General features: G+C 43.1%; 21 protein-coding genes. 5 read left to right on the plus strand and 16 right to left on the minus strand.

Annotation, left to right across the window (positions count from 1 at the left end):
- Window positions 1-52 precede the first annotated feature (52 nt).
- The 14 genes from radC to P4361_RS11970 form a co-directional block, all read right to left on the minus strand.
- Entirely contained in the window at window positions 53-724 is a 672-nt protein-coding gene (gene radC / locus P4361_RS11905; protein WP_328089596.1) for a RadC family protein, read from the minus strand.
- A 32-nt stretch (window positions 725-756) separates the two neighbouring features.
- Window positions 757-1,344, minus strand: coding sequence for a Maf family protein (locus P4361_RS11910; RefSeq protein ID WP_053357692.1), 588 nt, complete (start codon window positions 1,342-1,344; stop codon window positions 757-759).
- 249 nt (window positions 1,345-1,593) lie between these two features.
- Window positions 1,594-2,613: an SPOR domain-containing protein gene (locus tag P4361_RS11915; protein ID WP_328089562.1), complete on the minus strand. Its 1,020-nt coding sequence runs from the start codon at window positions 2,611-2,613 to the stop codon at window positions 1,594-1,596.
- 129 nt (window positions 2,614-2,742) lie between these two features.
- Window positions 2,743-3,591 (minus strand): hypothetical protein, encoded by an 849-nt coding sequence (locus tag P4361_RS11920; protein ID WP_328089563.1) that lies wholly within the window; start codon window positions 3,589-3,591, stop codon window positions 2,743-2,745.
- Complete coding sequence (locus P4361_RS11925) at window positions 3,588-4,181, minus strand: PilN domain-containing protein (RefSeq protein WP_328089564.1); 594 nt, start codon at window positions 4,179-4,181, stop codon at window positions 3,588-3,590. Before P4361_RS11925 ends, P4361_RS11920 begins: the two co-directional genes overlap by 4 nt.
- Complete coding sequence (gene pilM / locus P4361_RS11930) at window positions 4,171-5,169, minus strand: type IV pilus biogenesis protein PilM (protein WP_328089565.1); 999 nt, start codon at window positions 5,167-5,169, stop codon at window positions 4,171-4,173. Before pilM ends, P4361_RS11925 begins: the two co-directional genes overlap by 11 nt.
- Window positions 5,170-5,197: 28 nt before the next feature.
- On the minus strand, window positions 5,198-5,953 hold the full coding sequence (locus P4361_RS11935; protein WP_328089566.1) for an A24 family peptidase: 756 nt from the start codon (window positions 5,951-5,953) through the stop codon (window positions 5,198-5,200).
- A gap of 61 nt (window positions 5,954-6,014) precedes the next feature.
- A complete protein-coding gene (locus P4361_RS11940) occupies window positions 6,015-6,461 on the minus strand; it encodes a type II secretion system protein (RefSeq protein WP_328089567.1) in 447 nt (148 codons plus the stop codon).
- Between the two features lie 61 nt (window positions 6,462-6,522).
- Complete coding sequence (locus tag P4361_RS11945) at window positions 6,523-7,734, minus strand: type II secretion system F family protein (RefSeq protein WP_328089569.1); 1,212 nt, start codon at window positions 7,732-7,734, stop codon at window positions 6,523-6,525.
- Between the two features lies 1 nt (window position 7,735).
- Complete coding sequence (locus P4361_RS11950; protein WP_328089597.1) at window positions 7,736-8,776, minus strand: type IV pilus twitching motility protein PilT; 1,041 nt, start codon at window positions 8,774-8,776, stop codon at window positions 7,736-7,738.
- A 9-nt stretch (window positions 8,777-8,785) separates the two neighbouring features.
- On the minus strand, window positions 8,786-10,450 hold the full coding sequence (locus P4361_RS11955; RefSeq protein WP_328089570.1) for a GspE/PulE family protein: 1,665 nt from the start codon (window positions 10,448-10,450) through the stop codon (window positions 8,786-8,788).
- 5 nt (window positions 10,451-10,455) lie between these two features.
- Window positions 10,456-11,883 carry a G5 domain-containing protein gene (locus P4361_RS11960; RefSeq protein ID WP_328089571.1) on the minus strand — a complete coding sequence of 476 codons (1,428 nt, stop codon included), beginning with the start codon at window positions 11,881-11,883 and terminating at the stop codon, window positions 10,456-10,458.
- Window positions 11,884-11,900: 17 nt separating this feature from the next.
- Window positions 11,901-12,632 (minus strand): PRC-barrel domain-containing protein, encoded by a 732-nt coding sequence (locus P4361_RS11965; RefSeq protein ID WP_328089572.1) that lies wholly within the window; start codon window positions 12,630-12,632, stop codon window positions 11,901-11,903.
- Between the two features lie 51 nt (window positions 12,633-12,683).
- Window positions 12,684-13,880: a hypothetical protein gene (locus P4361_RS11970; RefSeq protein ID WP_328089574.1), complete on the minus strand. Its 1,197-nt coding sequence runs from the start codon at window positions 13,878-13,880 to the stop codon at window positions 12,684-12,686.
- A gap of 136 nt (window positions 13,881-14,016) precedes the next feature.
- Here P4361_RS11970 and P4361_RS11975 point away from each other — a divergent pair, with 136 nt between their 5' ends.
- From P4361_RS11975 to P4361_RS11985, 3 genes are all read left to right on the plus strand, one after another.
- Window positions 14,017-14,502, plus strand: coding sequence for a prepilin-type N-terminal cleavage/methylation domain-containing protein (locus P4361_RS11975; RefSeq protein ID WP_328089575.1), 486 nt, complete (start codon window positions 14,017-14,019; stop codon window positions 14,500-14,502).
- Window positions 14,499-14,978 carry a prepilin-type N-terminal cleavage/methylation domain-containing protein gene (locus P4361_RS11980; RefSeq protein WP_328089577.1) on the plus strand — a complete coding sequence of 160 codons (480 nt, stop codon included), beginning with the start codon at window positions 14,499-14,501 and terminating at the stop codon, window positions 14,976-14,978. Before P4361_RS11975 ends, P4361_RS11980 begins: the two co-directional genes overlap by 4 nt.
- 167 nt (window positions 14,979-15,145) lie before the next feature.
- On the plus strand, window positions 15,146-16,771 hold the full coding sequence (locus P4361_RS11985; protein ID WP_328089578.1) for a hypothetical protein: 1,626 nt from the start codon (window positions 15,146-15,148) through the stop codon (window positions 16,769-16,771).
- A gap of 33 nt (window positions 16,772-16,804) precedes the next feature.
- On the opposite strand, the gene P4361_RS11990 is transcribed toward P4361_RS11985, so the two are convergent.
- Entirely contained in the window at window positions 16,805-18,487 is a 1,683-nt protein-coding gene (locus P4361_RS11990; RefSeq protein ID WP_265410058.1) for a sensor domain-containing diguanylate cyclase, read from the minus strand.
- Between the two features lie 126 nt (window positions 18,488-18,613).
- Complete coding sequence (locus P4361_RS11995; protein ID WP_328089579.1) at window positions 18,614-19,918, minus strand: folylpolyglutamate synthase/dihydrofolate synthase family protein; 1,305 nt, start codon at window positions 19,916-19,918, stop codon at window positions 18,614-18,616.
- Between the two features lie 85 nt (window positions 19,919-20,003).
- Here P4361_RS11995 and P4361_RS12000 point away from each other — a divergent pair, with 85 nt between their 5' ends.
- Both P4361_RS12000 and P4361_RS12005 read left to right on the plus strand, forming a co-directional pair.
- Complete coding sequence (locus P4361_RS12000) at window positions 20,004-20,915, plus strand: ATP-grasp domain-containing protein (protein WP_062234085.1); 912 nt, start codon at window positions 20,004-20,006, stop codon at window positions 20,913-20,915.
- Window positions 20,908-21,783 carry an ATP-grasp domain-containing protein gene (locus P4361_RS12005; RefSeq protein ID WP_256226232.1) on the plus strand — a complete coding sequence of 292 codons (876 nt, stop codon included), beginning with the start codon at window positions 20,908-20,910 and terminating at the stop codon, window positions 21,781-21,783. The genes P4361_RS12000 and P4361_RS12005 overlap by 8 nt, the downstream gene beginning before the upstream one ends.
- The last annotated feature ends 1 nt before the right edge of the window (window position 21,784 follow it).

Here is a 21,784-nt window from a genome sequence, read left to right on the forward strand (position 1 = left end):
AAGCAAAACTCATAAATATGATTATACGCTAACAAAAGCGCAAATGACAATGTTAAACATAACCTTTTTCTTTTAAACTTACATATTTTAAATCGCCGATAATAATATGGTCCAAAAGCTCAATTCCAAGCATTTTTCCGCATTCTACTAATCTTTTTGTAACGTCGATGTCTTCCCTGCTCGGAGCGGGGTCACCGCTTGGGTGATTGTGGAAACAAATAATGGAAGCCGCAGACCTTCTGAATCCTTCCTTGAAAACTTCCCTAGGATGGACGATCGATGAATTCAGGCTTCCAATGAAAATCGTTTTCTTGTGGATGATTTGATTTTTCGTATTTAAATAGAGACAGACAAAATGCTCCTGCTGAAGGAAGCGCAGTTCATCCATCATGTATTGAGCCCCATCGTCAGGTGAGCGGATCGCAAACCGTTCGTCAAACGGCAATCGGCTGATGCGCCTTCCCAATTCAATGGCCGCGAGAAGCTCAACGGCTTTCGCATCCCCAATTCCGTGAATTTCTTTCAATTCACCAATCGTTGCGTCTTTCAAAAAACGAAGCCCTTCAAAATGCTGAATGATTCGGTTCGCAAGCTGAAGGACAGATTCGTTCTTTGATCCTGTTCTCAATAATATAGCCAGGAGTTCATGGTTCGCCAGGGTTTCCGGTCCGCTGTTGAGCATTCGCTCACGCGGCCGTTCTTGTACAGGATAATCTCGAATCATAAGCGGTGTTTCGCCCACTTACGTATTCCTCCTTAAATGTCATCTTCCTGACTGACTGCGCTGATTCCAAAGCTTTCAAGCTCCCTTACTACTCTGGATACTGGCAATCCCACCACGCTGTAAAAATCTCCGGCGATCGACTGGACGAGCCTTGCGCCCAATCCCTGGATCCCATAACTGCCGGCTTTATCAAACGGTTCTCCGCTGTTCACATAATATTCGATCTCTGCTTCTGAAAGCTCCCAAAACGTTACGTCTGTAGAAACTGAAAACAAACGTTCTACGCCTTCGGACAGAATGCAGACACCTGTATACACGGTATGAGTCCGGCCTGAGAGCGAACGGAGAGCAGCGACGGCTTCTTCCCTTCCAGCCGGTTTTCCCAATACGGTACCATTGTTCACAACAATCGTATCTGCACCAAGCACCACATGTTCTGAGTGCAGCCCAAATACATCTTCCGCTTTTTGCCTAGCAAGCGAACAAACAAGCTCTTCAGGTGACAATGAGGGATCCATGACCTCTTGAATAGTACTTGGAATAACTTCGTACGAGAGAAGGTTCATTGAAAGAAGTTCTTTTCTTCGAGGTGAAGAAGAGGCTAGTATGAGGCGTTTCATATAATCACCCTTTTAATTAGCGGTTCACTAAAACTGTCTAACTTCAAGAGAGATTGAATTAAGCATATCAAAATCTCCAAAGTTAGACAATAAGTAATCCGTTTATCATGATTGTTCTATTAATTTTTCGCCAAACCTTGTCTGTTTATGTCTTGATTTAACATTTTATTTTAAAATTTGTCGGATTTCTTTTATATGGAAAACATAAATGAAGCAAGGCAGGTTCACCCCGCTTTGCTTCATTATAGGCTATTTTAAGGTTTCAAGGAGCTTTGTATAGGACACAAAGCTGTCTAGCACAGATTGCTGCAGCGGCCAGTCAGCCTCGTCAGACCGGTTTGCCGTCAGCTTGGTTAACGCCCGGGAAATATCCTCCTCATAGTTTTTAACAGCCTTTTCCTGTTTGGCTGGCCATTGTTCATGCTGCTTATCACCGTATGCTTTCCATCCTTCATAATCTTCCATTATCGAATCCTTCGCTTTCTTGCTGAGCGACGGCACCTGGGAAAGGGTAATCACATTCTGCAGGAGAATCTTGCCGTTCACGATAAATGGTTCATCCATCTTGTGCGGAATTTTCAAGTTCGTATAGGAAGCATCGAGCTGTTTTGGCCACACTTCCACTCCTTTAAGCTTATAAACATCCGCCAGTGTTTGGGCCTCTTCTTTTTTATTGCCTAGACCAATGAGGACAGAATAGTTTGCCCCTTGTTTGTAAACAGCCGCTGCATATCCTTGATCTTTAATGCTCTCGCTTATTTCCTTCGCTTTTTTCTCTGTGGAAAAGAGTCCATTCTGAGCGGCATGAAAGTCCATGGAGATATTTGAAATTGTTGCCGGAGCCTGTGCTTTGGAGCTAGCATTGCCAGGTTGGGCAGCCACTGTCTGGCTCTGGGTCGATGCCGTTTCACCGGTAAAAAGCATAAGGATAATGGCTCCAAACGTGCAGCCTGTTACAATCGCAGCAAGGACTGCAGTCATGAATTTTTTTGAGAACAGACTGGTGTTCCTTTTATGATCCATGATTATCATTCTGCGTTTGGACCACTTTTTCCGTAAGGTCGACGGGCGAGGAACTGAAGAAATTACTTTTTTGAAATCAAGCACTTTGCCGGCGCCTTCCGAATCAATAATCTCCCACCCTGCTGCTTCTTCTGTATAAATAGCCGCCGCGATTTCCTTCGTCGAAGTCTCCTGCTCTTTCTGCACTTCTTTATAGGCAGTGGCTTTGCCGTTGATCAATACCGTGATCGGCTTTTGGTCCTTCATAACATCCGCTCCTTTGTTCTATCATCTAGTAAACATGGTATGCAGATCACCCATTTCATAGAACTAAAAGAATGTTATTTACTAGAATAGAAAAGAAAAAGACAAAGCACTCCAAAGAGCGCTTTGTCCTTATTTTTTCTTTTCATTTGAAAGCTCAGCATTTGTGAGCGGATCCTTTTTTTCTACTGGATGATCATACTTCATTTTCGGCAGATCTTTCATATATTGTGTTAGCTCCGGCAAATAGTAGGCGCTGATTAAAATTTTAAAAGATAGTCCCTCAGGCTGATCCTCTGCCATTAAAGGCGTCTCTTCTGTCGATGGAAGTTCTTCCTCCGGACCAGTAAAAGCGACTCCCTCAATAATCGAGATCCGCTTCAGTTTTTCAACCTCTTTTACAAACCGGGCTAGCCCACTATAGTCCTTTGAAGTAACGGTAAGCTCCACACTGGTTTTTTTTACGCCTTCAGGAAGAGGCGCTCCAGCAAGAGGAACAGCTGCTGTTTCTTTATCGGAACCCGTCTTTGGATCTTCAGTTTTTCCAGTTTGTGAAGCTGTTGTTGAATTGGTATCTGGAGTGTTAGATGAGTTCTGGGAAGAAGAACCAGTACTAGCCGGCTGGGAAGTTTGCTGTCCCTGAGCAGGAGCCGCCGATCCATCCTCTCCTTTAAATTCCATTCCTTCAATAATACTGTCAGAAAGGACCTCCGCTTTTTCCAGCTGAAGCATGAATTGGTCAACGAGAGGCTTGATCGGCACCTCTTGCTGAAGAGCATACGTATTTTCAATCATGGATGGAGCTGAAGCTTCATGGACGGCTGGCATCTCGTTCTGCTTCTTCAGCAGCTTGGTCTCCGTTTCATTCTGGTTGGCTTCTTCATGCAAAGGAGTAATAACCCCAACATAAAACAAGACGCCAGCCAACAGAACGATAACAGCTGAAAACGGAAGAATGTATTTTTTTAGTGATTCGGTCATTGTTTTCCGCCATCCTTTAAGTCCTTAAATGCCGCTTCGTTTAACGTCAGCTTATAGGTCGCCAAGTATCTTGGGAGTACATTTTTTTCACCTTTAAGATCATCTGTTTCCAATTTTTTTGATTCCACTTTTTCAAGCTCCGCATCCGTAAAATTCGGGGATGATGACAGCTCATGCAGGTACTGTGCAGAATCAGGCAATGTATCAAACTGAACAGCTATGGAAATAGCTTTGCCGCCATCATATTTGTACGTTATAAAATAGCCGCGCTCCGGCAGGAAAGAGACAAGATGCTGAAGCAGTTCGGCTGCAGGTATTTCCATACCTTTTATATAGTCGATCTTTTCCTGAAGCGGCGCACTCGCTACGGCAGGCTTTGTGCTTTTCGCATTCTGCTTTTGAATATCAGCCATTTGCTTTTCTTGTTTAAGGTCATTCCTCGTCTGGTTAACCTCTTTCTTTGCAAGATAATAATCCACCCCAAGCCAGATGCTCCCTACAAGCAGTATGGCCAGAACACCCATGGGCAGCAGCTTGGATGAAAAAGATGACCGCTCTTTTCGCGGCAGCAGATTGATATCAACTAACATGCTGCACCTCTTTTAAACCAAGGCCAAGCACGACATCAAACCGGGATGGAAGATCTGCTGAAATTCTCTGGTTGGATTCAGAAGAAATAATTACAATTGGAACGGAAAACCTGGCAGAAAGCTTCTCTTTCACATAAATCAGTTCTGGGTGTTCACCGGTCAACAGAATTTTCGTCACACTTTCTTGTCCCGAGCTTAAATTGTTTCGATAGTGTCCGGCAATCCGGTCAATTTCCAGCATCATATCATCAATTTCACCATGCAAATATCCAGGTTCTCCGTCCCAAAAGGCCGCTTGGCTGTTATGTGCATGGTTAAATGTAACGTTTGAAAGATCTACATCCATTTTCAAATGATTGAAGAAGTATGGTTTATGCTGATGAAAGATACTAAGCTGAATCGACTGGATATCAAACTGAAGGCAAAGGATGTGTTCCTCTTGATCCGCCAAACTGCGATGAAAAATATAACGGTACAGCGCCAAGAAGGAAGCATCCGCAACAACGGGCTTCAATTTCGCCTGTTCAAGCATTGAAGTGTAATCCGACACAATTTCTTCTGCCGCCGCAAACAGCAATATTTCAAGAGAAGACTTCGATCGGTTAAGGATCACATAGTCAAATACAGGATTATCAAACGGTACATGGATGGTGGAACCCAATTCTAAATAAAGGTACCCCTTGATCTCCTCCTCTTTCAATTCAGAGGGCAGGTTTTGTTTGCGCATCACGAGTTTTGCATCGGGCACATTAAATTGCACTTCTCTCCCTTTAATCCCCCAGTCACTAACACACTCTTCCAAAATAAGAGAAAGTGTTTCATGATCCTGAATTTTACCATCCCTAATAAGCCCTTCAGGCAGATACTTTTCCCCAAATTGACGAATATCAAGCGTTTCCGGCTGCTTAAATTCCACGAAACGAATGACATGATCCTGTATGAATAAGTTTGCTTTCCTGCGGTTAAATGAAGCCAATCCCCATGCCATTTCTTCTACACCTCTGTCTATGTTCAACTCAGTTCATTAATTGAAAGTACCATTTGATGATCTCGTGATAAAAAAAGTAGGATACGAGAGTGCCAAGTACAATATAGGGGCCAAACGGAATCGGCTGCCCTCTTTTCACAAGCTTTAACGCCAAACCCGCAACCCCGAGCACTGCTCCAAACAGCGTGGCCAGCATAAAAGCTAGCAACGTTGCCTTCCAGCCAAGGACGATGCCAAGAACTCCCATCAGCTTGATGTCTCCGCCGCCCATTCCTCCTTTTGATACAACAGCAATGAGGAACAGCAGCCCGAAACCGAGAGCAAAGCCAGCAACAGGATCCCACCATGGATCGAGAGGGATAAAAATACGCAAAATGATGAATATAGGAGCAAAGAATAGTAGAACCTTATCCGGAATAATCATGTACTTGATATCTGAAACTGTAACTATAATAAGAAGCGAGATTAAGGACCAGGAAACAAGCAGTTCCTTTGACCATCCCACCACCAGTGGCGAAATCGTAAAAAGAATTGCCGTGGATAATTCTGTTACCGGGTAGAGAGCTGATATTTTCGTTTGACAGCCTCGGCATTTCCCTTTTTGAAAAATCCAAGAAAAGACAGGAATGAGTTCATACCAGTTAAGGTTACGGTCGCAGGTTGTACAGTGGGAGCCTGGATGTACGATCGATTCGTTGTTTGGGATACGTAAGCCGACTACGTTGAGGAAGGAGCCAAGTAAGTGCCCAATTATTAATATAAAAATTGATAAAAATGGTATCATGTCAATTTCCTTTGATTTAGTTTAACCCTCTCAATATATCGAGAGGGTTAAACTAATTTTTTTAATTATCTCTAACTTTTGAGCGTTCTAGATTTTCAGAAAGCGTTGCAGGAATATTTCTTTTAGAACCAACCAATTTAACAGTATAAGTAAAAGCATTACCTGATTTAGCTATTGTAACAAAGCTTGTATTGGCATCGTAATTCCCGCCGTCTGGATCTTTCATTGTATCTATTAGATTTTCACTATATAGCTTTGATAGTTTTAAAGTAACTGTATCACCTGTGAAATTACTCCCGTTAGCGTTGCCTGTTACCCACATTTTTGCTGACGTTACCATTTGCTGAGCATTCGCAACATGCGCATCCTTCTTGGAATTATCTAAAATCCCTCCAATACTCAAAACAGCAATCCCTGCAATGATCCCCAAAATAACTACGACAACCAATAGCTCAATAAGTGTTAGCCCTTTTTCATTTTTTAAATACTTTTGCATTAACTTACGCATCCGTATTCCTCCTTTTTTCTTATATATCGGTTTGCTTCAGGAAATTTTTATAACTTTCCGACTACTTTCCGACAGAATCATAGATTTTAAACATAGGCACAATGATGGATATAACTATTGTGCCGACCACCGAGGCAAGAAAGACGATCATGAGCGGTTCAATTAAGGATTTGAGCCGATCGGTCGCGGTTTCAACCTCTTTTTCATAGAAATCAGCTACTTTTCCAAGCATCGCATCGAGCGATCCTGTTTCCTCACCGATCGCGATCATCTGTGTAACAAGCGGTGGAAAGATCCAGTGTTCTTTCATCGGTTCAGCTAAACGCTGCCCTCTCTCAAGTGCGCCTCTTGATTGTCTCAGTACTCGGGCAACCACCTCGTTTTCTACTACCTTTTCCACTATTGATAGAGCCTGCAGCACAGGCACGGAACTGGAGAACAGTGAACTTAAGGTACGAGCCATCCGTGCCAATGAGGACTTTTGTAACATTTTACCGAATAATGGTAATTTCAATATAGCATAATCTAGGTAATATTTACCAGATGATTTTTTTCTGATGAGATAGATTGATAGAGAAAATAGAAAAACAAGCACCAAGATAATCCACCAATATCCCTGAACAAAATGACTGGCTGAGAGAACGAACTTTGTAATACCCGGAAGCTCTCCTCCAGCCTCTTCAAGCATGGAAGCAAACGTCGGCACAACCTTTGCCAGCAAGAATATAACTACCCCAACGGCGACGACTCCGACGATGGCCGGATACGTCATCGCTGAAATGATCTTCTGCCTCGTGTAGTGCTGCTTCTCAAAAAAATCAGCAAGTCTGGATAACGTTTCCTCCAAACTGCCCCCAAGTTCTCCAGCTGCAATCATATTGATGACGATGGAAGGAAAGATTGAAGGGTGTTTCCCCATCGCTGCCGAGAGTGGATTCCCTTGTCTCAGCTCTTCTTCCACATCAATCAGTACCTTTTTCAATGCCTTGCTTTCGGTCTGGCCGGCAAGGATTGAAGTTGAGTCAACCACTGAGACACCGGCTTTCAGCAAGGTGGAAAACTGCCGAAGAAAAATAACAAACTGCTGGGACTTTACCCGCGGCCCGATGGAAATCTCTTTGTTCAAGAGAGTCTGCTTTGCATCATGCAGCTCCATGACCGCGATGCCTTTCTCACGGAGCTTGAGCACCACTTCCCGTTTAGAAATTCCGATAATGGTACCGGTTTTCTTTTTGCCGGTCCTGTCCCTGCCGGTATATTGAAATTGCGGCATGCTAGTAACTCCTCTCCTGAAGGTAAGGCTCAGCCGACTCTTTTAATATTTCCTGCCGTTCCAACGCTTCCTTCAGCGACATCTCAAAGGTATGCATGCCCGATGCCTTGCTCGTCTGCATGACATTATGGATCTGGTGAATTTTCTCATTGCGGATCAAGTTGGCAACTGCAGAGTTGTTTAAAAGAATTTCTGTTACGGCTTTTCTTCCATTCTTATCAGGAGTTGGGAACAATCGCTGTGAAAGAATACCGACAAGCACGGAAGCCAGCTGAATGCGGATCTGTCCCTGCTGATTCGGCGGAAACACGTCTATGATCCGGTCGATCGTGGACGGTGCACTGCTTGTATGAAGCGTTCCTAACACCAAATGTCCCGTTTCCGCAGCAGTTATGGCTGTTGAGATCGTCTCCAAATCTCTCATTTCCCCCAGCAGAATGACATCAGGATCCTGTCTGAGCGATGAACGAAGCCCGTTAGCAAAGTTTGCCGTATCAAACCCGACTTCACGCTGGTCGATGATGCACGTATTGTGCCGGTGCAAGTACTCAATCGGGTCTTCAAGTGTGATGATATGGCGTCGCATCGTGCGGTTCATATAATCAATGATAGAAGCTTGAGTGGTCGATTTCCCGCTTCCCGTCGGCCCTGTTACCAGGATCAGCCCTTGCGGCTTTGCTGCCATCTTTTTTAACGTATCAGGAAGGGCAAGATCCTCCAGAGTCGGGATGCTTGTAGGAATAACCCGGATCGCCAGACTGACACACGACCGCTGATGGTATGTATTGATCCTGAAACGGGATACTCCTTTTATGCCGTAGGAAAAATCAAGTTCTCCCTTTTCTTTGAAGGTTTCATAGCTTTCAGAAGGAATAATCGACCGGGCAATCCCGTACGTGTCTTCCGGCAGCAGCGGCTCGTTTCCGTATTTTTTTAAATCACCATTAATCCGGAAAACCGGCGGCATGCCAACGGTTAAGTGAACATCCGATGCTCTCAGCTGAATAGCTGCCCTCAGCCATAATTCCAATTTTTCTTTCATCATTTACACCTACTCACTCGTGGCTACCCGCAGGATCTCTTCAGTTGTTGTTAGTCCTTTTTTCACTTTAAGCAGCCCGTCATCGATCAAAAAGATAGTGCCGCTCTTTAAGGCATATTCACGGACTTCAAGCATCGGACGGTTATTCATGATAAGCTGCCGGATATGCTCGTCCACGACTAAGATCTCGTGAATAGCAAGGCGCCCTTTGTAGCCTGTCATGTTGCATGTTCCGCATCCTTTGCCGCGAGTTACAACCTCGATTTTCATGCCCCTCTTGGAAAAGATTTCTTTTTCACGTTCTGTCGCTTTATATTGCTTCTGGCAGTCCCGGCAGACTCTGCGGACGAGGCGCTGTGCGACGATTCCGGAAAGAGAAGCGGCCACGAGGAACGGCTCAACGCCCATATCCGTTAATCGGGCAATAGTGCCGATCGAATCGTTCGTATGAATCGTACTTAATACAAGGTGTCCTGTTAAGGAAGCCCGCACGGCGATTTCTGCTGTTTCCGTATCCCGAATCTCACCGACCATGACAACATCGGGGTCCTGCCTCAGGATCGCTCTCAGACCGTTGGCAAATGTCAGTCCGACATTGCTGTTTACCTGAATCTGGTTGATGCCCTCGAGCTGGTATTCTACCGGGTCTTCAACCGTAACAATGTTAGACTCTTCATCGTTCAGACGATTAAGCGCGGCATACAGCGTGGATGACTTTCCGGAACCCGTCGGACCTGTGATCAATACGATGCCGTTGGGCTGCTCGATCAGCTGCGTAAACCTTTGATAGTTCAGCTTGTTGAAGCCGAGGTTATCCAAATTGTTCAGAGAGCTTCCCAGATCCAGGATACGAAGAACGATTTTTTCTCCATATATGGTCGGAAGCGTGGAGACACGCAGATCTACCGGATGCATATCCGCGTTCATTTTTATCCTGCCGTCCTGAGGAAGCCGGCTTTCGGTAATGTTCAAGTTAGCCATGATTTTAATTCTGGCAGTCAGCATGTTCTGCATGTGTTTTGGCAGATTCCGGTCTGTTTTCAGCATACCGTCGTTCCTGTAGCGCACAGCTAATTTCGTTTCCTGCGGATCAAAATGGATGTCTGACGCCTTTTGAAGCACCGCCTGCAGGATGATCTGATTAACGAGCTTTACGATCGGTGAATCTTCTTCCGTGATGCGGCTCTCATCGCTTAAAACTGAACCTTGCGGAAGCAGATCCATTAGCTCGCTCATCGATTCGTCCATATTATAAAACTTGTTATGCGCCTTTAAGATATCGTCTTTCGTCGCAATGGCACGCTCAATCTGAAATCCTGTGGACAGACGCAGGTCATCGATCGCTGTAAAATCCATCGGATCCGCCATCGCGACGAGCAGTTTGTCTCCTTCTTTTTTTAGAGGAATGAGCTGGTACCTCTTAGCCACGTCTCCCGGAACAATCGATACGATCTGTTCCTCGATGGGGTAGCGGAAAAGGCTGATATGCGGTATGCCGAGCTGAAATTCAAGCACTTCTATCAGCTGCTGCTCTGTGATGTAACCTCTCTCAATAAGCGCATCGCCGAGCTTTTGTGATTTTATTTTCTCCTTTAACGTCTGCATCAACTGCTCTTCCGAAAGGAGTCCGGCTTCAACCAAAATGTCACCAAGTCTTTTTCGCTGGCTTATCATTCCGCTCACTCCTGTTTATCTCCCTTATCCGACTGAAGGTTATTCTGGCCAGCCGCAGACTGTGTGTTTGAATCATTCAATCTTTTTCTCGCGATATCACCTGAGGGTATTTCGGGTAACGGCGGATACGTTACGGTTCCGGAAGTTCCTGGAACAGCAGGTGTTGAAGGCCCCGGGTCCGTTGATGATCCGGGATCTGTTGATGTTCCGGGATCTGTTGAACTGCCTGGATCCGTCGTCCCCGGATCGGCAGGAGATGTACCGTCAGTTGCCGTTTCTATCGGAAACCCGCGTTTTTCCATCCGAGGAACCGGAGGATAGAAGTCCTCTGAAAGCTTTGTTTTTTCAACGACTTTGCCTGCCCCATCATAAGATACTCTGAAAACCGCAGCCAAAATCCCCTTCTCTCCTGCCTGTAAAAGCTCGATAGCGCCAGGGTCCATATCTTTGTTATATTGAACGATTGTCCTTGGATCATATACTGTTTTCTTAACCGCTGTTTTATATGTAAACGGAAATGGAGCTCCGACAAGAGAGACTTTAACCGTTTTCTTTTTATAGCTCATGCCAAGGATATAAGAACCCGGATTCGGATTTTGGAATACGAGATCCTGCTCATCCGGATCAACTGCTGCTTCAAAGCCCAATTTAATAAAACCAGGAAGCTCCCTAGAAGTATTCCTTTCAATCATTCCAAAATTGGACTTAGCTACCACCGAATAAATTGAGCTTGCAAGAAGAGCCAGATCATCAGAATCTTTCGGCTGAAGGCCCTTTTTCTCCATGACTTCACGCAAAGAAAAGATAGCACCCGGTTCAATTTGATAGCCGTTGAGTGCTTTGACCCAGTCCTCCAATAAAAAATATTCATATTCCAATGGCACTTTAGCTGTGCTTACTTTAACTGGTTCAAGATTTTGTTCAGCATAAAAGTCTCCAAGTTTAAGTACGGTCTGGCCGGAAGCAAGGATGGATGCCGTCTCTCTTATTTGGTGGAGAAGCAAATCCATATTCAATGATTTTTCCAGACCTTTATCTTTAAACTTTTTTAAAGAGGCTGTCACTTTTTCCTGCTTTACATCAACGAGAAGAGGATTGTCACCTTCTTTCGCCTGGTTCAGGCTTTCGGAGATCCGAAAAGCCACGGCTCCAGCAGGGAGAATAACTTGTTTTTCGTTATAAGCCAAAAGGATGCTTGAACTCTTTTTCCAATCAGCAACCTTCTTATCAAGTAACCCTAGTGCATCTGCGTTTGTTTTATTTCCCAAAGAAACCGGCCCTACTTGGACCCCCTTATTTTTTATTTCTTCTCCGAATGATTTATTGTATAAGTTTGAGCCGTAGAGAGAAACGCCAAAAATAAAAAAGGAGGAAAGGCAAAGAATACCAAAAATCATTAGGAACCGTGTGTTCTTAAATTCTGGTTGCGCCAAATTCCCTCCCCCCTTTTTTAGTCAGCCACGTTCATGGATAGCTCAACCATGACAGAAGGGCCTTCCTCACGAGCTTTTACAATATCTTCTCTGCTGAGCAGTGTTCCGCTTGGGATAATTAAATTACCTGTTTTTGAATAAATGTCTTTGGAAGCACGCTTACCATTTAACAGTTCTAACTGTTTTTCTTTTAGCGGATCTTCGTTCGCGAATCGATCGAGTGTCAATTTTTCTAAAGTCTGTTCAGGCTCGATTAGCTGTTCTGGTTCATTTAAAAAATGTAACTGGCTTTCTTCCTTCACCACGATTAAATCACGTCCAAAGGTCACCACAAATTCCGATTTCAAGACTACCTCTTTATCATTCATACCGATCGTCAGACCAAGGATCGATCCGTTATCTTCGTTAATATAAAATTCACCGACTTCACCAAGCAGCTGCCCTTTGCGGTCAATGACTCTAGCTCCCGAAATACTGATTTTTTTCTGTACTAGTTCGTTGGCAATCGGTATCTCTGTTAAATCGAAAATAGAATTGCGGTCTTCGATGGTTACAGCAAATTCACCGACACCCACGATTTTTTTAAACGGAACCGCCCTTACACTGATCTGCCAGTCCTCATGTTCTACAGTTAAAAAGTCAACGCTCCCCTGCTGTGCGTTGATCACCAGGGACTTCACTGTTCCGATTTCTGCTCCTTCATTGATGCTGATAATCGGCAAGCCGACAAATTGGTTGCTCTTCTTCACACTCATCACTCAATTCTATCTAAAATGGTAATATTATCATGCAACACCAAATTATTGTACTATATCTTCCGGAATTAGGTAAGTAGTAAAATAGTACTCTATTTCATTTTTTATCACACCATACTCCGAATAGCGTTCTTTCAACTCTGATAACAATGATGCAAGCTTGAGATTTTCCTTTTCCTGAATATAAAAATCCCTCAGTAAACCTGAAAAGATATAATAATCTTTAGGTGAAAGCTGCTGCTGCAAAACCGTTTTCAGCACGCTTTCGAATTCTGCTCTCTCGCCATGTTCCCTCACCCAGCTCACCTGTTCGATCATAAATTCAAGAATGTCTGGTGACAGATCTGCCTTTTTTTCTTCCATAACATCTGGCAATACGGCCTCTGCCTCATTCTCCTCAGAATCCTCTGAATCTTGTTCAGTCAACACATCAAGTTGGATCAAGTCTTCCAAATCTTCAAGCTTATCTTCAAGCTCACTTGCAGCTTGAACTTCAGTCTCTTCCAAATCCTCTGGCTGAGCGATGTCTGTTGTTTTTTCCTCAGCAGATGCCTGGTCTTCAATTTCTGATACCTGTACTTCAGACAACTCTCCTAGCTCTTCCAATTCTCCCAGCATCTGCTCGCGTCCGTGAGCAATCTCAGCAGAATGTTCCTCAGGCTGCGTCTCTTCCTCCATAACCGGCTCTGTCTTTCGTCCTTTTACGAGGAAATCAAATTCATCCGTATTTTCTGCTTCTTCCAGAATTGTTTCAGGTTCAACAGGAACAGCTATTTCCTCCAGTTCCGGAATTTCCACGTTCTCAAGTTGGTTCGGCAAGTCCTGAAATACTTCAAGCTCTTGTTCAACTTCACTCTCCACTGGTAATGGAGACTGTTGTTCAGCAGTGTCCACATGGTGAACCACTTGAATACTGCGGCTCTCGGGCCCTAGTAAACTATCGTTTTGTGTTAATCCGGCCGGCTCCGCTGTTAACGGAATTGCTTCCCATCCAGCTTGATCGGCAGGTATGGCTCCCAGTTTTTTCTCCGTTATGTAGGCGGCAATGAATGAGAGTCCCGCCATGAGACCTGCTGTATGCCAAAACGGCAGGTAACCTGCAGCAATCAATCCAATGAACGAGAGTAGGATTGCGGTCACAGCCAGCAACAATTTATTTTTCTTCGGTATGAAGCCCGGTCCAAAATAAAGCAAGGCTGTAACAAGTATCGCGCCAATTATTGCTATAAAATAAAGAGCCAATTGCCTCCATTCCCCTCTGTAAAATTCAACCATTTGATAAAATTATTTCTTTTATTACAAAATATATCAAATTTCTGTAAACAAATTGTATAATAAAAACTATTAATTGGAAAGAACCTTTGCGGGGGGATTTTTTTTGAAGAAGACAGCCGAATCCGGTTTTACATTAGTAGAAGTACTTATTTCATTTACAATTCTTATCATTCTAACGGCTGCTGTTTCCCGTTTTTTCTTGCAGGCCAACGCCTATTCCGAACAAAACAACAAGAAATTGGTGGCAGTTAACCTTGCCAGACAAATTGTTGAGGCCGTCGAAGCGTCTCCGCCTAAGGATGTGACAGCACTTACACCTGCCGTTCAACAAGCGGCTAACATGAACTATGATACTTGTGTTCAAACGAGTCTTTTAACTCAGGATCAATGCTCTGGTTTCTATAAGCACTTGATCAATAACACGAACTATACCGTAAAGCTTTTGATTACAAACGGACAGACGGACGAATGGAATGAAAAACTCGTTCCGTTTACAGCAAGAGTTGACTATAACGACGGCAAGGACCGCTTTGTTACTGTTGAGGGCAATTATTTGAATACCAAATGGAAAGGGACTTCCACTCCATGAAAAAAAGAATAAAAAATGAACGCGGTTTAACCCTTGTGGAGCTATTGCTTAGCCTGTCGATCATGCTTATCATATCAGCCGTCGCTTATTTTGTTTTTTTTAACGGCATGAACAGCTACAAAAAAACATATACAGAAACCCTGATTCGTGATGAAGCCGATCTCATCATGACCCAATTTATGAACGCCGTCTACCCAGCTAAAGACGCTTTACTTTCAACCGATAAAAATAATGTCATCATTCTGGACAAAGGGAAACAGACCGAACAAAAATTTGGCTTCGACGGCTCGAACGCTGTCCTTAATTCTACTGCCCTCAACAATTCAGATTTTGATCTCAGCGGTTCGGTGCTTGAGCTGGATACAACGGCGAATACGATAAAGATCAAGATGAAAATAAAAAGCACAAAATCAGATAAAGCGAAGCCATTGGCATTGAACAGTCAGATCAGCCTGCTGGGGGGAGGCGGAAACTAGTGAGGTTCCGTTTAGATGAAAAAGGATCAACATTAACTCTTGTACTATTAATCTCTGCAGTGTTCGCCATAATAGGATTGACGTTAATCAGTACGACGATAAACGGGGCAAAACAGACAAGTACCAGGGAAGCTGAAGTACAGGCTACCTATCTTGCCGAAAAAGGCATGGATTATACCGCAGCCAAGATTAACAATAAACTTAAAACAGAAATAGGAAACGGAATTCTGGTCAGCCAGTTCCCAGCCACCTTCACAAGCGTAATTAATTTTGTCAAAGGACAAGTTATCGGAAAAACCATCAATCCAAGCGGAAATGGAACGTATACAGTAAAAGATATACAGTTTACAGATACGAGCAGCACAACTCCTAACCGGAAAAGTGTCACGATTCAAGTGGAAGCTAACGTCAAGAACCAGACAAAGCTATTGAAACGAACCATATCTTTTGGAACTGGTAATGCTCCTGAAATATTGAAGTATGCATTGGGTTCGTTTTGTTTATCAAAGAATTGTCTTCCAGGAGAAGGAAATATGTACCTTCAAGGAGCTTCTCAAATAAAAGGAGATCTCTATGTAGCGAATAATTTATTTGTAAAAGACAGCGGCCCTACAGTTTACAATTATAATTATAGTTATGGAACTTATACTGTTCCTTACTGGAACGATACGCTTTCACCACAGCTTATTCCTAATGATTCTTCAACAAAATCAAAAATAGCATTAGGAGGTAATCTTTTTACTTTTACAGACGCGGCTCCTTTTTTTAATTTTAACTTTTCAGGATTAAAATATGAGAGTGAGTATAAAAGTATCAGCAACAATTATCAAGCCCATTTAAACAAGCCGGATGTTACAAATAGTTTTTACCAGAATGTAACCAATTCACCCGTTAATTATTTTACCTCTTCTGTTCCGTCGATTGTTAAAAGTAATTTCCGGCCTCCTATTATAGAAATTGCAGGAAAAAGAAACAGTTATAAATATAATTGGAATGATTCAGGTGTTTCCCCCATTCCTTTACCAAACAACAGAATGAATGATTCAAATACTTTATATAAGAGTTTGAAGATTTATCCTTACGATAAAAATGGAACGAACTTTGATTCTTTTATACTTGAGGGAAACAACACGATCAATCAGTTTTCTTTTCCAGGCAATACCGAGATCACTGGACAAAGCAATAAAATCTCCAGATTAGAGTTTACAAATGGAGCTTATATTGGAGGGGATTTAGAGATTGGGTCAAAAAGTGCTTCAAATAATCCTAATACTTATCCAACTATTCAAATCAGAGGTCCTATTTTTGTTGACGGTGACTTAACCATTAATAATGTAAATGGACAGTTTGCATCACTCATCTATGTAACCGGAAAAACAACCATTGAGTATTCAACATTAAATGGTTTAAATGAATCTTTAAAACCTCCTGGTTCCTTGATTGTTTTCAGCAAAGGAGATATTAATATTCAAAACAACAGTCTATACGATGATAATCCAAGCTACTTAAAAGGATTTTTTTATTCCGAGAGAGATATTGAAATGTATGGGGTAGGATCAAACATTTCTATAGATGGAGGCTTGTCGGCAAGGAAAATCATTTTGAATGCACTGGCTGGAAAGTACGCTAACCAGGGCCAAGAAGCTCTCATAAAATCCAGTGATATTAACTTATCACGGTTAAAAATCAATTACGATCCGGATATCATTGAAACATACGCCAACCTTAAAGAATCCGAACCGATGATTACAGATCTTGATGAGCCTGCAATCGCTGAACCTCATATGAAATAAAAAAAGGCCTTCTCCGATGAGAAGGCCTTTTGGCTATCCTACATACCTCGCAACCTTGTTCCTGCCCTGCTGTTTGGCGCCGGTGTACATGGCGCGGTCTGCATTGCGCAGGAGAGTGAGCGGATCTTCGCCCTGAAGTGGAGCAGTAGAAATACCGATGCTGGCGGTAATGTAGATTTGATGATGGCGTTTGTCTTTTAGATCATCTTTAATGAGAAACGGATGCAGGGATATAATGCTCCGCAGTTCTTCTGCGACGCGATAGCAAGTCATCTCATTCGTATGAGGAAGCATGATGACGAATTCTTCTCCCCCATATCTTGCCACTGTGCCGTTTTCCCCAATGTATTGTTCGAGACGGCGTGCCAATTGAATTAACACTTCGTTACCGCTTTGATGTCCATATGTATCGTTAACCTTTTTAAAATGGTCAATGTCCATAAGGATGACAGAAAACTCCCGCTGAAAATAATTAAACTCATCATACATTTGAGAGAGGAGATTCTCAAAATATCGGTAATTAAAGAGTCCCGTCAAAGGGCATTGCTCGCTTTTGAGCTTTGTTGTTTCATAATTTTTTGCATTATCGATGGCTACCGCTAAATAGTTGGCCAGAATTTCCATAATCATCAGATGGTGTTTTTGAAACGTTTTTTTCTTCTGGTTCATAAACGTAATGACACCAACAATTTTCTGGCTTCGAATCATCGGAACGGAAATAATAGATTCTCCGTGCCCGTTAAAATGGCTCTCAGAAGTATCTCTCCATTGTTTTTTTGATGAGTAGAGTATACTCTTCCCAGTTGCCCAAACTTTTCCGCTCACCCCTTCTGTACGGAGGAGTTTAATATCATGTTTGATCATGCCCTCATTTTTCTCGTATTTCCGGATGAGTTTAAAATATTCTCCGGACTCTGCATCAAAGATATAAGCACCATCGACCAAAATAAACGAAGTCAGCTTATCAATGAACACATCCAGTATGTCATTTACTTGCAGATGCTCAGACAGCTGCTGGCCGATCTCACTGGATTTTTGCAGGAGATCATTGACCTGCTGGCTCGCATGGTACAAGTTGATGATGATGGACAGGCTTAAAAATGGAAAACCCACGTAAAAAATGGCCGGTGTACCAATCTGCGAATAGAGAACATAAAGGAGTACGCCGACAGGAATGACCAGCATCTCAAAAATAATATCGACCCAAAGATCTTTTTCAATAAAACGAACTTTTTGTGCAAACGCATATGTTCTTACCACATATAAAAAGAGATGGTTCAATAAGAAATGTGCCAATATGTATCCGGCAATCGGTATTAAATAAAATCCTTTGTTAAGGTCGTATGGGCCGGTATGCCCCCCGAGCAGCTCAAATATGATGCCGGATCCTACCGATATCCAGGCAAACATCAATGTATTGGTTAAATACCGATAATGCTCATTCGTACTGAAATACACCTTAAGAGTTAATGAGAATACAGCAATCTGAGTGATGATCAGGGAGAGAAATAATCCATAGTAAAGGAAAATCGCTAGCGAGATGCCGGTAATAAGCGAAATATTGGAGTTTAATACTCTGATCGGGAAAAGTGAAACGACCACGGTGAGTACCGTTAATACCGAAATATCAAAAAAAGAAATGGATGCAGGAAAATCATTCAGGGAGTAGCCTGTCCAAATTGCTGCTGGATAGAATATAACCCATACTATCCACATAACAAGCCGCCTTTTTTTATCCATGTTCCCTCGGTCCCCCTTCATGAGCCAAAAGTTCTATACCCTGCATACAGCTAGGTAAATACTATTATCTACTTATTGTAACAAAAGTTTGGAAAATTTCAATTACTTACCAATTATTTTCTTTAAAAATTTCTTGCACGCCCCAATAAAGTAGAGGGAGCCTGTGATTAGCAGGATATCTTGCTCATTACCTGTTTCAAGAAAATTCATAAGAGCGGTCTCAAAATTCTCATCATATTGCTTTTTTTTCATAGTACTTTTTTCATACAAGGATTGGGCACTGTCCGCTCGATGATGCTCAAACGAAGTAAACATCATGGATGAACTGATCTCCTCCAACGGTTTGAGCATGCTTCCAGTGTCTTTATCCCTTAATGCAGCAAACAGCACATGAATGGCTTTTCCGGGAAAATGGCTTTTTAACGTTTCCGTTAAGGCCAGGATGCCCTCGGGATTGTGGGCTCCATCCAAAATTATTTTTGGGCGGTCGTTTACAACCTCAAATCGGCCAGCCCACTTCGCCTTTTTTATTCCACTGGTGATAGATTCCTCATCGATCACCCACCCTATCTCATATTTCAGGAGATCCATTGCCATTAAAGCTAATCCCGCATTGCTGACTTGGTGCTTTCCTGGCATGGTAATTTCCATAAGTGTTCGGTTTGAATAAGGTGATCTATAGGAAAATATCTCATTCCCTTCTGACGCCTTTATACGCTCCGTGTACATTTCTTTACCCAGTCTGTAGCATTTCGAGTGATTGTCCTTGGCTGTTTTTTCAATTACAGACAGAGCCTCAGTCTGATCAGCACCTGTAATGACAGGAACAGAAGGCTTGATGATCCCCGCTTTATGATGGGCGATCTCTGAAAGGCTTGAGCCAAGAAGATTCATATGGTCGTAGCCAATGCTGGTAATGATAGAAAGCAAAGGCACGATCACGTTCGTTGAATCGGTCCGTCCTCCAAGTCCGGATTCTACTAGGCAAAAATCCGGTGCACGCTGGCTGAAAAAAACATAAGCAGCAACTGTCACCGCCTCAAACTCGGACAGGCTGCCTAATCCTTCGTTTTCCACGTCCCTGACAAGAGGCTTCATCTTCTCTATGATTCTTTCCAATTCCTTATCTGTAATCCATTTACCATCGAGCTGAATATGTTCTCTGACGTTAACTAGAAAAGGAGACGTAAATGTGCCTACAGAATATCCTTGTTCACGGAGAATGGCTTGAATCATCTGGATGGTAGAACCCTTCCCATTCGTTCCTGCCACATGGATGCAGCGCAAGGTTTTCTCCGGATTACCGAGTTTCTGAAGGATTGCCATCATGCGTTCGAGGCCCATCTTCATCTCTCCTGCATCTGTCAGTTCCAGTTCATGGTTGATGTCTTCATAAGATGTAAACATCCACGCTTCCCCTTTCGTATTGTGATATATTCTTGGGAACGATAAAATAACGGTATAGTATTTGTAACACGGACGGAGGACAACAATGGCACAACCATCCTGCTGGATCATCTATAACGGAAACCTGCACCAAAAAAAATTCATGGACTTTGCCGAGTGGACGGCCAAAGCGGCTGAAAAAAAAGGCATTAAGCCCACCATCATTAAAAACAATGACCTGCTCGTTACATTTAAGAACGGAAAATCTATGATTTCTGGAAGCTATAAAAATAGCTCTCCTGATTTTGTGATCTTTGGAGACAAGGATATCTTCCTTGCCAAACAACTCGAAAAATTAGGTATTCCACTATATAATTCTGCCGATTCCATTGAAATCTGCGACAACAAGTCGAGAATGTACCAAACCCTCGCAGACCGCGGAATCCTTTTTCCAAAAACCATTATAGCACCAAAAGTATTTGGAGACCTTCATGATGAAAGCCATTATTCTGCTATTGCAAAGGAAATCGGCTTTCCGATGGTTATTAAAGAAGCCTACGGATCGTTTGGTATGCAGGTTCACCTAGTAGAAAATGAACCGGAACTGCTTGACCTGATGAAATCTCTAAAAAACACCGAATATGTATTCCAGGAATTGATCAAGTCCAGCTACGGACGGGATGTACGCATCAATATCGTAGGCGGCAAGGCTGTTGCTTCCATGCTGAGAAAATCCGAGACAGATTTCCGGGCAAATGTCAGTTTCGGCGGAAAAACAAAGCCTTATACACCGACCAAAGAACAAATCGATCTGGCGGCAGTCTGTGCGGAAGTTACAGGGACATCATTTGCTGGAGTCGACCTGCTGTTTGGCAATGATGGCTCTCCCCTCGTCTGTGAGATCAACTCCAACGCTCATATCCGCAGCATTTATGAATGTACAGGAATTGATGTAGCTCTGCATATGATGGATTTCATCCTCAATGATCTAAAAGAAAGAGGGCTCTCACATGAATAAAAAGGGATGGTTGATTTACAGTGTACAAGATGCTGAAAAGAATGCCTCCTTTATAAGCTGGATGACAGAGGAGGCTGCAGCAGCCGGGTTAGACCTTGAACTTCGATACACTGAAAGATTTGCATTTGGTGTAACGAAAAATCAGCTTTCAATTTATTACGAAAAGCGTCAGGACCCTTTGCCAGCGTTTGCTGTGGTCCGTACGATTCACCATCTCTTCTCTCAGCAGCTTGAACAGTTGGGTGTAAAAGTCTTTAACTCTTCTTTTGTTTCCAGGGTAGCCAATGATAAGGCAAGAACACACCAGCTTCTGGCGGAGGCTGGTATTCCCATGATGGACACCCTTTTCATCTCTCCTTCTTTATATCGTCCTGATTCTTTGCCTTTTGACTTTCCTTTAATTGCAAAGTTATCTTCAGGAAGGGGCGGATCACAGGTCCACCTTGTAACAGACGAACAAGAATTGCGTGAGGCCCTTTCCACCTATCCCCATCAAGAATGGGTGATTCAAAAACCTGCGGCTCATCCTGGAAGAGATGTCCGGGTATTTGTCGTCGGAGATCAGATCGTCGGCGCAGTCCTTCGAAGTTCTGACGAAGATTTCAGAGCGAACTTTTCACTCGGCGGAAAAGCTCAGTTCTACGATCTAAATGAGGAACAAAAAGTATTGGCTCAAAAAGTAATGTCCCATTTTGAGATGGGAATGGCCGGAATCGACTTCTTACTGGATAAAGACGATTCTTTTATTTTTAACGAAGTGGAGGACGTGGTGGGCAGCCGCACGTTAAGTGCTACATCAGACATCAACATCGTTAGGACCTATATGGCCCACATCGCCGGACAAATAAAAGAGCCTGAAAGTGACTGAT

It is taken from the genome of Fictibacillus sp. B-59209, from assembly GCF_036216745.1.
Taxonomy (GTDB): domain Bacteria; phylum Bacillota; class Bacilli; order Bacillales; family Fictibacillaceae; genus Fictibacillus_C; species Fictibacillus_C marinisediminis.